The organism is Sphingomonas sp. GW821-FHT02B09 (assembly GCF_059421875.1).
Window position 1 is genome coordinate 593,831 of sequence record NZ_JBWKVV010000002.1, and the last position, 12,973, is coordinate 606,803.

Here is a 12,973-nt window from a genome sequence, read left to right on the forward strand (position 1 = left end):
GCGACTAGCGCGGCGCGCGACAGTGCCGCGCAATGAAATCCTGATGCGGCGGCATATGGGCGGCGGCGGCGGCGGTGACCTTGCCGATCCGGTCGAGCGCCGCACGCGCATCGGCGAGCGGCAAGGCGGCGCCGAGCGGATCGTACCCCGATGCGGTCAGCCCCTGGCCGTCCATCACCGCCAGCCAGCTCGTCTTGGTGAACAATTCGTCGGTCTCGCGGAACACGCGGCCGGTGCGGCGATAGATGGCGATCCGCTCCGCCAGCGTGTCCGGGATCGGCATCTCGGCGAGCCGTCGCCAATAAGCGGTGTCGCGGCGGCCGGTGGCGTGGAAGTGGAGGATGACGAAGTCGCGGATACTGTCGAACTCGGTCGCCATCAGCCGGTTGTAGCGGCGGATGTCGGCAGGCTCGAACGCGCGCGTCGGCAGCATCTCGAGCAGGCGCGCGATGCCCGACTGGATCAGATGGATGCTGGTCGATTCCAGCGGCTCGAGAAAGCCACCGGACAGGCCGAGCGCGACGCAATTGCGCACCCAGAGCGCCGATCGCCGCCCCGCGCGGAAGCGCAGCGTGCGCGGCTCGGCCAGCGCCTCGCCTTCGAGATTGGCGAGCAGGGTCGCGGTCGCCTCGTCTTCCGAGATATGGTCGGCGGCGAAGACATAGCCGTTGCCGACGCGATGCTGCAGCGGGATGCGCCATTGCCAGCCGGCGGTGCGGGCGGTGGCGCGGGTATAGGGCGGTGGCGGCCTGGTGACCGCGCTCGGCACCGCGACCGCGCGATCGTTGGGGAGCCACGCCGACCAATCCTCGAACCCCGCACCGAGCGTGTCGCCGAGCAGCAGCGACCGGAATCCCGAACAGTCGACGAACAGGTCCGCCTCGACCCGTCCGCCGTCGGCGAGCGTCACCGCCTCGATGAAGCCGTCCGCACCGCGCAGCACGACGTCGACGACGCGCCCCTCGCGGCGGACGACGCCGGCGGCCTCGGCGCGACCACGCAGGAAGCGGGCATATAGCGCGGCATCGAAGTGGAAGGCATAGCCGATATGCGTCAGTGGCGTGTTGCCGGGCTGCGGCCGCATGAATTTGCCCGCGGCCGCGGCCGCCGCGCAGATCGAATAATCGGACAGCGGACCCGCCGCGCCCTCGGCGTGCAGCCGTCGCCACAGCGCCTCGAACGGCACCGCGCCGAGATCGATGCCGTAGACGCCGAACGGATGGAAATAGCGCTGGCCGAGCGCGCGCCAGTCGACGAACTCGATGCCGAGCTTGAACGTGCCGCCGGTCGCACGGACGAAATCGTCCTCGTCGATGCCGAGCAAGGCGTTGAACGCCTGGATCGGCGGGATCGTCGCCTCGCCGACACCGACGGTGCCGATCTCCTCCGACTCCACGAGCGTGATCGCCGGACCGGGCGGGCCGAGCACGCGCGCGAGCGCCGCCGCCGCCATCCAGCCGGCGGTGCCGCCGCCGATGATCGCGATGCGGCGGATCGCGCCGTCCTGCCCGCTCATGCGCTCGCCCGGCATTGGAGGAACAGATTGCCGGTCAGCCGTCCGCGTCGCGGGTCGGCGGCGGCGTCCGGCAGATGCGCGATCAGCCCCGAATGGAGCAGTGCCGCGCGATAGAGCACGAGCCGGTCGCAGCGTGCCGCGACCGCCCCGATCCGCTCAAAGCGCGCGTCGGACTCCGTCCGATAGCCGGGCGGCGGTGGATCGGCGCGTTCGCGGTCGAGCGCGGCGTGATAGGCCGGCAGGCGTTCGGCATCGATCGTCTCGAACCCGGTGGCGCGATGGCGGAAGAAGCCGGTGCCGTCGGCATTGTCCGGCGACAGGAAATGCACGGTCGCGAATTGCAGCCGGTCGGCGGTGTCGACGTGCGGGACGCGCTGGTCGGGGCTCAGCGCATCCGCCGGCGTGGTGACCAGCGAGAAATTGCCACGCGCGCGTGCCGGCACGACCGGGCCGGTGCCGAAATGCGCGGCGATCAGCGGCAGCACGAAGCGCACCATCGCATCGAGATAGCCGACCGGTGCCGGGCCGAGCAGTCCGGGATAACCGCTGCCCGCGCGCGCCGCGTCGGTGAACCGCGCGCGCGCGGCGATCTCGACCAGCGCCGCCGGGTCGCCGCTGGCGCCGTCGATCACCACCACCGGCTCCCGCTCCTCGCCGACGCGCAGGATCTCGATCGCGCCGGGAGCGGCGAACCAGGGCGTGGCGGCGGCGTGCGGCGCGGCGGTCGACATCGGTGTCAGAACTCGTTGTTGATATAGAAGACGAAGCCGCGGCTGCCGTCGCCGGCATCGGCGACGAGTACCGGCCCCGGCGTATAGCCGCGGGCGAGCAGGTCATGCTCGAACTGCTTGTCGCGAAAGGCGGTCACCATCGTCGCCTCCGTCTGCCCCGCCGGCAGCGGCCCCGCAACCTCGCAAGCGGTCCGCACGCAGCTGACGTGGACGGGCGCGGCGGCGGCGAAGACCGGCAGGCGCGCGACTGCGGCGGTCATCGCCACCTCCACCGGCGCGGCGGCGGCGGCTGGCGGCGGCTGCGTCGTCATCACCGCCGCCATCATCCGCACGTCGCCGCCGCGACGATCGTGCGTGGCGAGCGTCTCGACCAGTTTGCGCTCGGGCCGCTCCCGCACCGGCGCGGGCGGGGCGCTCGGCGTGGCAGTGGGGCGGACGACGGTGACCGGCGCGCTGACCACCGCGACCGCCGCGGGGGGCGATGCGGGCGGACGGGGCCGGTGATGCACGGCATAGCCGCCGGCGAGCGCCAGCGCTGCGGCGGTGGACACGGCAGCCCAGCCTTTCCTCTGCATAATCCTCTCCCCAGGCATGATCGTCCTGCCTGTTGTCCGACATGATAGAGGAAGGTTCGGCGCTGTAAAGCTGGCGAAACCGACGGAAATGCGATGGTAGCGCTAGCGTCCGTGCCTCCGTCTATTCTCAACATGACATCCATATGTCATACATAATTGCCGACGGAGATCGGCTGATGAGGAGAGGAATGATGTTCAGGAAAACTCTGGCGCTGGGCGCCGCGATGGTGGCGCTGGCGCTGCCCGGCGTCGCCTGGGCGAGCGCGCAGACCGTCAACAACGGCTCGCAGTTCGTCACCACGACGGGCGGGCAGATCGACGCGCACGGCGGCGGCGTCATCAAGGTCGGCAGCTATTATTATTTCCTCGGCGAGAACCGGAACCCGGATTATTCCTTCCGCGCGGTGTCGATGTACCGGTCGACCGATCTCAAGACCTGGGAATTCCGCAACGACGTGCTGAAATCCTCGTCGGCGAGCGAGCTGAACGGCGCCAACATCGAACGGCCCAAGATCCTCTACAATGCCGCGACCCGCAAATACGTGCTGTGGGCGCATTGGGAGAATGGCAAGGACTATGGCGAGGCGCGCGTCGCGGTGGCGACGTCGGACACGGTCGACGGCAATTACACCTATCTCGGCAGCTTCCGGCCACTCGATTATGATTCACGCGACATGACGGTGTATCAGGACAGCGACGGCACCGGCTATCTGATCTCGTCGTCGAACGTGAACTACGACCTCAACGTCTACAAATTGAGCGCGGACTATACCAAGGTCGATTCGCTGCTCACCGTCATCAAGGGCTATCACCGCGAAGCGCCCGCGCTGGTCAAGCGCAACGGCGTCTACTTCCTGATCACCTCGGGCGCCACCGGCTGGAACCCCAATCGCGCCGCCTATTTCACCGCGACCAGTCTCGCCGGGCCGTGGACCGGGCCGACCTATTTCGGTCACGACACCACCTACAATTCGCAATCGACCTATATCCTGCCGGTGCAGGGATCGAGCGGTACGTCCTATCTCTACATGGGCGATCGCTGGGGGCCGGCGATCGGCCAGATCGTCAACGATTCGACCTATGTCTGGCTGCCGCTGACCTTCCCGACGAACACCTCGCTCGATTTCACCGGCACCGCATCGCAGATCACGATCGACGCGGCGGCGGGCACGATCGCGCTCGGCTCGCCCAACACGCAATTGGTCAAGATGCAGGTCGCGCACAGCGGCCAGTGCGCCAACATCAGCAACGATTCGCCTTACTATAACGGCACGGCGATCCAATGGACCTGCACCAACACCAGCAACGAACTAGTCGAGCGCCGTCCGATCGGCAATTACACGCAATATGTCGTGCAGCGCAGCGGGCTGTGTCTTGCCCAGGCGGACGACAACGGCAGCGGCGGAGCGGTGGTGCAGACCTCCTGCTCGATCGGCGACAAGTCGCAATGGACGTATAACGGCACGACGATCGTCAATCGCGCCTCGGGCTCCTGCCTCGACGTCAACGAAGCCTCGACCGACACGGGCACCAAGCTGATCGTCTGGCCGTGCAACGGCGGCGGCAACCAGCGCTGGACGATGATCAACTAAACGACAGGCGAGCGGACCGGCCGCGGCCCCCCGGCCGCGGCCGGTTTTTTGTGCCTGTGCGCCAGGCACAAAAAAGCCGGCGCGATCCGAAGACGGCGCCGGCAGTGGGGAAGCCGTTTAGTAGGTGGCGCGCAGCGACAGGCCGAAGCGGCGGTCGTTGAACGTATATTGCAGCGGCTGGCTCGGCGTATCGATATAGGTCACGCCCAGCCGGTTGTTGAGGTTCACCGCATCGACCGACACCGCCAGATGGCTGTTCAGATTGACGCTGATCGACGCGTCGAGCGTGGCATAGGGCGCCTGGAACTGGTTGGTGCCGTTGGCGCCGCTGCCCGTCGTGGTGTCGAGGTAGCGTCCGCGCCAGTTCCACGCGACGCGTGCGGTGACCGGACCCTTTTCGTACAGACCGACGAGATTGTAGCTGTGCTTGGACAGCTTCTCGAGCGACACCGTCTCGACCCGCGACTGCTGGGTGACGAGGTTGAAGACCGTGCGGCTCGCGCTGCTGTCGGCATAGGTGTAATTCGCCTGGACACCGAAGCCACTGAGCAGCCCCGGCAGGAAGTCGAAGAACTGCTGATAGGAGACTTCGAAGCCCTTGATCGTCCCGCTGCCCGAATTGACCGAGGTCGCGGTGTCATAGGCGATGCCGCCATAGGTCTGGACGATCGCCTGCGAGAAGATGAACTTGTCGACCTTCTTGTAGAACAGGCCGCCGGTCAGCGATCCCGCCGGAGCGAAATACCATTCCGCGGTAACGTCGTAATTGTCGGACTTGGTCGGATCGAGGTTCGGGTTGCCCTGGCTCGCGCTCGGGCGGCCCGTCGTCTGGCTGACCTGATTGGCAGCGCTCAGCGACAGGTTGGTCGACAGCTGATCGAAGTTCGGCCGGGTGATCGCCTTCGAATAGGCGCCGCGGACCTGGAAGGTGTCGGTGAAGCGTGCCCGCACGTTGAAGCTGGGCAGCGCCGAGACATATTCCTTCCTGGTCGTCAGCACCCCACCGGGGACGCCGTCGACATATTGCGTGCCGGTCGATTCCAGCCGGGTCCGGACGAGACGGACGCCGACGTTGCCGTCGATCCGCACGCTGCCGACCTCGGCCTCGTAATCCGCCGCCGCCCAGGAGGCGAGCGTCTTCTCGTTGAGCGTCGTGATGTCGGACGGGTCGAAGCGGGTCTTCCGCTGGATGCCGAACAGCGCATAGGTCGAGCCGAGGCTGTTCCACAAATCCGAGCCCGGCGCGAAATTGGCATAGAGCACGCCGCCCGGCAGGGTGCGACCGTCGAAGAAGTTGTTCGACGGGCCGAACTTGTACAGCGCCGGATAGGAAGACAGGGCCGGCAGCGCCTGGCCGTTGCGACCGTTCGCATCGCTCGGGCAGGGGCCGTTCAGCGAGGCGTTGGCGTAGAGGCACAGGCCGTTCCACGTGCCCCGCAATGCGATGCTGCTGTCGGTGTAGCGCAGGCCGCCACGCAACTTCTGGAGGAAGCCGCCCTCGACGTCATATTCGAGATCATAGGACAAGGCGAGCTGGTCGGCATCGTTGCGGGTCAGCGAGTCCGCGATGTACGAGGGCGAATATTTCGACACGTCGGTGAAGCCGGCGGGATTGCTGACGTTCCACACCGGGCGGCTGCCGCGCAGGTCGAAGCTGACGAGCTGGCGGTTCGGCGCGTTGGTGCCGTTCTGGCCGGTGACCTGATATTGTGACAGGACTAGGCCGTTGCGATCGGCGTCGTAGACCGACTTCAGATATTGCGCGTCGAACGATGCTTTCAGGTTCGACGCCACGTCCCATGCAACGTTGAAGGTGTAATTGCCCGAATGCGAGCGCAGCGCCTGATCGAACCGACCGCTTTCGAACAGTTGATTGGCGAGCACACCGCTGGTGGCATAGCCGTTCCTGTCGAAGGTGAAGGCCGCGCCCGGTGCCGGGCTGGCGGTGGTGTAATTGTTGCTCGGATAGAAATAGGCGCCCGTGCGGTCGAACGTATAGCGCGTGAACTGCGCCTGCGCGGTGACCAGCACGTTCGATGCCGCCTGCCACTGATAGGCGCCGGCGAGACCGAGACGGGTGCGATTGCCGTTGTCGTCGTAGATCTGGAAGCCGAGCGGCACCTTGCCGTTCGCAGGCAGATTGGCGACGCTGCCGGCAGCGGGTGCGGCCTGCTGACCCACGAGGATCGCGTGCTGGCTATACTGGCTCTTGCCGTAGACGGCGTTGAGCAGGATGCCCATTTCGCCGAGCGGCGTCTCGAAACGGTTGCTGTACAGCGCCGAGCCCGAACCGCCGAACTTGTCGGCGCGATCGTAGTAATTGCCCTTGATCGTGGCGCTGATCACCTGGCCGGGGCTGTCGAACGGCTTGCGGGTGCGCAGGTTGACCGTGCCGCCGACACCGCCCTCGACGATGCTGGCGGGCGGGTTCTTGTAGACGTCGATGCCGGACAGCAGTTCGGGCGGGATGCCTTCGAGGTCGAGCGCGCGGCTGCCTGCGGCGGAGAAGACGGCGCGGCCGTCGAGCAAATTCTGCGTCTGGGTGAGGCCGCGGATCGTGACCGCGGGCTGGGTGCGGTGATCAAAATCGGTCGCGCCTTCGCCGTAGCGGCGCTGGATCTGGACGCCGGTGATGCGCTGCAGCGCCTCGGTCGTATTGGCATCGGGCAGCTTGCCGATGTCCTGCGCCTGCACCGAATCGACGATCTGGTTGGCATTGCGCTTGATCGCCTGGGCGGAGCGCAGCGCTTCGCGCACGCCGGTGACGATGATGTCCTGATCGCCCGTCGGATCGCTCGCCGCCTGATCGCTGGTCTGCGCGACGGTGCCGGTTTCCGTTTGCGTCGTCGGCGGCGTCTGCGCCGGTATTGCTGTCTGTGCCTGTGCCGTGCCGGCCAGTGCGACGAACGATGCGCCCGCGAACAAACGCGCGTACGTGCCCTTCATGGTCCCTCTCCCCAATCATACCGACATCAGTGCCGTGTAATGTCCTACATATAGCGGGCCGGATTATGCCGGACAAATGAAATTTGCAGGTGGATCGGTTGCGGCCTATCGATGGGACGGCGATACCTCGCCATGCCCTTGGGAAGGTTCATAAAAAATTGGCGAAACGCGAACGGATCAGGCCAGCGCACGTGACGATCGCGCGGACGCTCGGCGTCGCGATCGTCACCGGCGACTATACGCCGGGCGAGACGATTCCCGGCGAGTTCGATCTTGCCGACCGGTTCGGCGTGGCGCGCAATGTCATCCGCGAGGCGCTGCGGATGCTGACCGCCAAGGGCTTGATCGAAAGCCGCCGCAAGACGGGAACGCGGGTGCGCGAACGGGTCGACTGGAACCTGCTCGATACCGAGATGCTCGGCTGGATGTTCGAGGGCGAACCGCCGGTCGGCTTCGTCAAAAGCCTGTTCGAACTGCGGCTGATCGTCGAACCGGCCGCCGCCGCCCTCGCCGCGACGCATCGCACCGCGCGTCAATTGTCGCGACTCGGTCATGCGCTCGAACTGATGACGCACCACGGTCTGGAGAGCGTCGCGGGGCAGGCGGCGGACGAGCAATTCCACGCGGTATTGCTCGAGGCGACCGCCAACGAGCTGCTCGGCAGCCTGTCGAGCAGCATCTCGTCGGCGGTGCGCTGGACGACGTTCTTCAAATATCGCATCGTCGCCGATTACATCGATTCGATCCCGCAGCATCAGGCCTTGTTCGAGACGATCGCGCGCGCCGACCCGGCGGCGGCGCATGCCGCGGCGACCGCACTGATCGAACAGGCGCAGCGCGATACCGAACAGGCGATGCGGATCGCTTGATCCAAGTTGCATCTTGACCGTCTCCGCAGCGGAAGTCATGTCCTACATATAAGATAGGGCAGGAGCGGACGATGGAGCGACGGTCGGTGACGCGATGTGCCGGGGCGCTTGGCATCGGCCGTGCCGCTGCCGCGCTGCTGCTCGCCTGCGGCGTCGTGGCGGCGCCGCTGGCGGCGCAGGACAGCCGCTTCGTCGCCACCGACGCGGGCAAGCCGGTGCTGCGCGTCGATGGGCAACCCTTCCTGCTGCTCGGTATCCAGCTCAACAATTCCAGCGGCTTCCCCGCCGAACTGCGCCGCCTCGCGCCCGCGATCCGGCGCAGCCATGCCAATACGGTGATGGCGCCAATCGGCTGGGAATCGGTCGAGCCGGAGGAGGGGCGGTTCGACTGGACGGTGGTCGACGGGCTGATCGCCGAGGCACGCGCGCAGCAGGTGCGGCTGGTGCTGCTGTGGTTCGGGACGTGGAAGAACGCCAACATGAGCTACACGCCCGCCTGGGTGAAGCGCGACACCGCGCGCTTCCCGCGGGTCGTCGACGCGCTGGGCAAGCCGATCGAGGTGCTGTCGCCGATCGCCGCCGCCAGCCGCGACGCCGATGCCCGCGCCTTCGCCGCGTTGATGGCGCATCTGAAAGCCGTCGACGGACGGCAGAAGACCGTCGTCATGGTGCAGGTGGAGAATGAGGCGGGGACGCTCGGCGCCGCTCGCGATCACGCGCCCGCCGCCGAGGCGCTGTTCCGCGCCGCGGTGCCCGCCGATATGCCGAGCGCGAAACCCGGCGACTGGACCGCCAATTACGCCGAGCGCGCGCCCGAGGCATTCATGGCCTATCACACCGCGCGCTATATCGGCGCGGTCGCGGCGGCGGGGAAGCGCGCCTATGATCTGCCGCTCTACGTCAACGTCTGGCCGCGCGAGCAGCCGGGTCTGTTGCGGCCGGGGGACAGTTCGCCCTCGGGCGGCGCGGTGTCGTGGCTGTTGCCGCAATGGCGCGCGCTGGCGCCCGCGATCGACGTCGTCGGCGTCGATAATTACGACACCAATCTCGCGCCTTATACCGAGATCGCGCGCGCCTATGACGTGCCCGGCAATCCGCTGTTCGTGCCGGAGACGGGCGGCAGCATGGCGCATGCCCGCCACGCCTTCTGGACGCTGGCGCAGCCGCATGCCGTCGGCATCGGCAAGTTCGGCATCGGCGCGGACTTCGGCCTGAAGGACGGGCAGGCGGCGGAGGAGCCGATCGCGCTCGATTATCGTCTGCTGCGCGAAGCGGCGCCGTTCCTGCTGCCGCTGCGCGATGCGGGGCAGGTGCGCGTCGCGGTCGAGGAAGACGGTATGGCGAACGTGCCGCTCGTCTTCGGCGACGTGGATCTCGTCGCACGCTTCGGCGAGGTGCGCGACGGCTATGGCGGGCCGCGCGGGCAGGGCAACAAGGACCTGTCCGGCCGGGTGATCGTCGCACGCGCCGCGCCCGATCGCTTCCTGCTCACCGGCGCGAGTGCCAACCTCAAGTTCGCGCCGAGGCTCGGCGCGGCGGGCGGCATCCAGCTCGTCACGGTCGAGGAGGGGCATTTCGAGGGCGGCCGCTGGGTGCGCGAGCGCCTGCTCAACGGCGACGAGACCGCGTTCGGGCTGATCCTGCCGCCGGAGGGGAAGACGCTGATGGTTACCGTACAGGAGAATCGATGATGTGGCGCGCCGCTTTCGCACTGATGCTCGCGCTGCCGATCGCCGCCGCGCCGGCGCCGACCGCCGCACCGCTGACGATGCCGGCGATGCCGCTGCACGATCCGTGGATCGTCGCCGATGTCGCGACGCGCACCTATTGGCTGTTCACCACCAATCAGGCGGAGATGACCGGCGACAAACGGCTCGGCATCATGGCCTATACCAGCCGCGACCTGAAGCATTGGACGCGCCCCACCGTCGTCTTCGCACTGCCGGACGGCACCTGGGCCAATGACGGCGCCTGGGCGCCCGAGGTGCATCGCTGGCGCGGTCGCTGGTATCTGTTCACGACCTTCCACAACGAAACTGCCAAGCTCGCCAAGCCGGGAACGCATCGCCGCGGCACCGTGCTGGCGGTCGCAGACCGGCTCGGCGGGCCGTTCACGCTCTTGCGCGACGGCGACCCGATCGCCCCGAAAGAGCGGATGACGCTCGACGGCACGTTGCATGTCGATCGCGCCGGCAAGCCGTGGCTGGTCTATGCGCACGAATGGGTGCAGGCGCGCGACGGCACGATCGAGACGCTGCCGCTCGATGCGACGCTCAAGGCGGCGGGCGCGCCCCGCTTGCTGTTCCGCGCCTCGGACGCGCCCTGGGCCTCGGGCCGGCCGCAGAAGGAGGGCGACAAGATCTACGTCACCGACGGGCCGGAGCTGTTCCGCACCCGCACCGGCCGGCTGTTGATGCTCTGGTCGAGCTATGATGATCGCGGCTCCTACGTGCAGGGCGTCGCGCGCTCGCGCAGCGGCGAACTTGCCGGCCCGTGGGAGCAATTGCCGCCGCTGGTCCGCGCCGACAGCGGCCACGGCATGATCTTCCGCCGCTTCGACGGCGGGCTGATGATGGTGCTGCACCGCCCGTTCCACAATGCGCGCGGCAAATTGTACGAGATGCGCGACACCGGCGACAGTGTCGCGGTGGTGCGCGAGGCGAGCGAACTCGATGGCGAGACGCACCCCACCCATGGAGGCTGACCCGATGACGATCCGAACCCTCGCGCGCACGCTGCTGCCCGCGGCGGCGCTGCTGGTCAGTGCGGCGGATGCGCCGGCGCGCTGGGACGCACCGAGTGCGGGCAATCCGCTGCTGCCGGGCTATTTCGCCGATCCGTCGATCGTCCGCGACGGCGGGCGCTGGTACGTCTTCGCAACGATCGATCCGTGGGGCGGCGATACGCTCGGGCTCTGGACCTCGGACAATGGCCGCGACTGGACCTTCTCGCAGCCGAACTGGCCGACCAAACAGGCGGCGACGAGCCCGACCTCGGGCGATTCCAAGGTCTGGGCGCCGTCGGTGGTCAAAGCGGCGAACGGCCGCTGGTATATGTACGTCTCGGTCGGCAGCGAGATCTGGGTCGGCAGCGCGGCTTCGCCGGCAGGACCATGGGCCGACGCCAATGGCGGCAGGCCGCTGGTCGCGCGCGACTTCGCGCCCGCCTATCATATGATCGACGCCGAGGCGTTCATCGATAGCGACGGGCAGGCCTATCTCTATTGGGGGTCGGGGCTCAACTGGACCAACGGCCATTGCTTCGTCGTCAAACTGAAGCCCGACATGGTGACGTTCGACGGCGTTCCGCGCGACGTCACCCCCGCGAACTATTTCGAGGGGCCGTTCATGGTGAAAGCGGGGAAACGCTATGCGCTGACCTATAGCGACGGCAACACGACCAAGGACACGTACAAGGTCCGCTATGCGATCGGCGACACGCCGTTCGGCCCGTTCAGGGAGGCCGCCGACAGCCCGATCCTGAGCACCGATGCCAGCCGCGACATCATCAGCCCCGGCCATCACGCGATATTCCGCAGCGGCGGGCAGGCGTATATCCTCTATCATCGGCAGGCCTTGCCGTGGCCGCGCGGCGGCGAGGAGGTGTTGCGCCAGATCGCGGTCGATCCGCTGCGTATCGGCGCCGACGGCACGCTGGCGCGGGTTGCACCGACGCATGGCGGCGCGGTCAAGGGCTTCGCCCCGGCGCGGGCGCGAGGGTTGCGCTGGCGGGCGTCGGGAAGCGGCGAGGGGGCCTATGGCGCGGCGCGTGCGGCGGACGACAATTACGCGACCTTGTGGCGAGGTGGCGGTGAGGAGGCGGCGACGCTGGTGGCGGATCTCGGTGCGGTACGCACGGTGACAGGCAGTAGGCTACGGCCGGAATATGCGACGCGAAGCTATACGATCAAGATCGAGGCATCCGACGACGGCCGGGCATGGCGGACGGTGGTGCCGGCGGCGGCACGCTCGGGCTCGCCGATCGCGCTGCCGCATGCGCTGCGCACGCGCTACCTGCGGCTGACGACGGGCAGCGGCAAGGACGGCTATTGGGAGTGGACGATCGACTGACGTATTGCGGTCGCACGTCTCTTTTGCGCCAGCGAGTCGGGTCGCGCTGGTTCGGGAACGGTCAAAGCGGTTTCTGCATCCGGATCAATGGGATCGCTATACCGTTCGCCACAGCCTCGACGGTTTCCACCGGCTGATAGCCGTTCACCGCATAGAGGCGCTCTCCGCTCAACGTCGCCATCAATTCGACGCTGGTGAAACCATGCGAAGCAGCGGCGTCCTCGCATCCCTTCAGGATCAATCGGCCTACACCCTGCCGGACGAAATCGGGATCCGTGTACATCGCCCTGATCCTTGCGGGATGCTGCGCCGGATCGAGAAGCTCGGGCGCGCGCAATGCGCTGCTATGATCGCCCCCGTAGAGAGTCGCCCGCTTGCTCCAACCGCCGCAACCCATGATGACCCCGTCGCGCTCGGCGATCAGGTAGGTGCCGTCCTCGATCAGCTGCGTGTCCAATCCCATGATCGCGTGACTGGCTGCGACCTGTTCCGGGGACAGCAAGCCGGTTTGAAGCGCATCGATCGCCCGTTCCATGAGCGCCTTGAGTGCCGGGATATCCTGCCGGGTGGCCCATCGTGTCCGGGGAGCGTCGTCGGTCAAAGCGGTCATGTCACATCCAAGCTGGTCGCCCGCTTGGCAGTCTAGCTTCGGGCGTTGCGCCTGTCAGCCGGGA

The 12,973-nt window shown here is 67.3% G+C and carries 10 protein-coding genes; 5 read left to right on the forward strand and 5 right to left on the reverse strand.

What is annotated here, in order from left to right; all coding sequences use genetic code 11:
- Positions 1-4: 4 nt before the first annotated feature.
- From AC07U4_RS10780 to AC07U4_RS10790, 3 genes are read right to left on the reverse strand one after another with little or no spacing between them, the layout of a single operon-like run.
- Positions 5-1,516 (reverse strand): tryptophan halogenase family protein, encoded by a 1,512-nt coding sequence (locus AC07U4_RS10780; RefSeq protein WP_495195397.1) that lies wholly within the window; start codon positions 1,514-1,516, stop codon positions 5-7.
- Positions 1,513-2,247 carry a DUF6445 family protein gene (locus tag AC07U4_RS10785; RefSeq protein ID WP_495195398.1) on the reverse strand — a complete coding sequence of 245 codons (735 nt, stop codon included), beginning with the start codon at positions 2,245-2,247 and terminating at the stop codon, positions 1,513-1,515. The genes AC07U4_RS10780 and AC07U4_RS10785 overlap by 4 nt, the downstream gene beginning before the upstream one ends.
- 5 nt (positions 2,248-2,252) lie before the next feature.
- Positions 2,253-2,798 carry a hypothetical protein gene (locus AC07U4_RS10790; RefSeq protein WP_495195399.1) on the reverse strand — a complete coding sequence of 182 codons (546 nt, stop codon included), beginning with the start codon at positions 2,796-2,798 and terminating at the stop codon, positions 2,253-2,255.
- Between the two features lie 215 nt (positions 2,799-3,013).
- Here AC07U4_RS10790 and AC07U4_RS10795 point away from each other — a divergent pair, with 215 nt between their 5' ends.
- Positions 3,014-4,414: a family 43 glycosylhydrolase gene (locus AC07U4_RS10795; protein ID WP_495189852.1), complete on the forward strand. Its 1,401-nt coding sequence runs from the start codon at positions 3,014-3,016 to the stop codon at positions 4,412-4,414.
- A gap of 117 nt (positions 4,415-4,531) precedes the next feature.
- Here the strand turns inward: AC07U4_RS10795 and AC07U4_RS10800 are convergent, their stop codons facing one another.
- Positions 4,532-7,360 carry a TonB-dependent receptor gene (locus tag AC07U4_RS10800; protein WP_495195400.1) on the reverse strand — a complete coding sequence of 943 codons (2,829 nt, stop codon included), beginning with the start codon at positions 7,358-7,360 and terminating at the stop codon, positions 4,532-4,534.
- A 191-nt stretch (positions 7,361-7,551) separates the two neighbouring features.
- Between AC07U4_RS10800 and AC07U4_RS10805 the strand changes: the two genes are divergently transcribed.
- The 4 genes from AC07U4_RS10805 to AC07U4_RS10820 all read left to right on the forward strand — a co-directional run bounded on the left by AC07U4_RS10805 (position 7,552) and on the right by AC07U4_RS10820 (position 12,299).
- Complete coding sequence (locus AC07U4_RS10805; protein WP_495195401.1) at positions 7,552-8,229, forward strand: FadR/GntR family transcriptional regulator; 678 nt, start codon at positions 7,552-7,554, stop codon at positions 8,227-8,229.
- Positions 8,230-8,300: 71 nt separating this feature from the next.
- A complete protein-coding gene (locus AC07U4_RS10810; RefSeq protein WP_495195402.1) occupies positions 8,301-9,920 on the forward strand; it encodes a DUF5597 domain-containing protein in 1,620 nt (539 codons plus the stop codon).
- On the forward strand, positions 9,917-10,933 hold the full coding sequence (locus tag AC07U4_RS10815) for a glycoside hydrolase family 43 protein (RefSeq protein WP_495195403.1): 1,017 nt from the start codon (positions 9,917-9,919) through the stop codon (positions 10,931-10,933). Before AC07U4_RS10810 ends, AC07U4_RS10815 begins: the two co-directional genes overlap by 4 nt.
- A 4-nt stretch (positions 10,934-10,937) precedes the next feature.
- Positions 10,938-12,299, forward strand: coding sequence for a family 43 glycosylhydrolase (locus AC07U4_RS10820; RefSeq protein WP_495195404.1), 1,362 nt, complete (start codon positions 10,938-10,940; stop codon positions 12,297-12,299).
- A gap of 61 nt (positions 12,300-12,360) precedes the next feature.
- On the opposite strand, the gene AC07U4_RS10825 is transcribed toward AC07U4_RS10820, so the two are convergent.
- Entirely contained in the window at positions 12,361-12,909 is a 549-nt protein-coding gene (locus AC07U4_RS10825) for a GNAT family N-acetyltransferase (RefSeq protein ID WP_038663897.1), read from the reverse strand.
- Between the last annotated feature and the right edge of the window lie 64 nt (positions 12,910-12,973).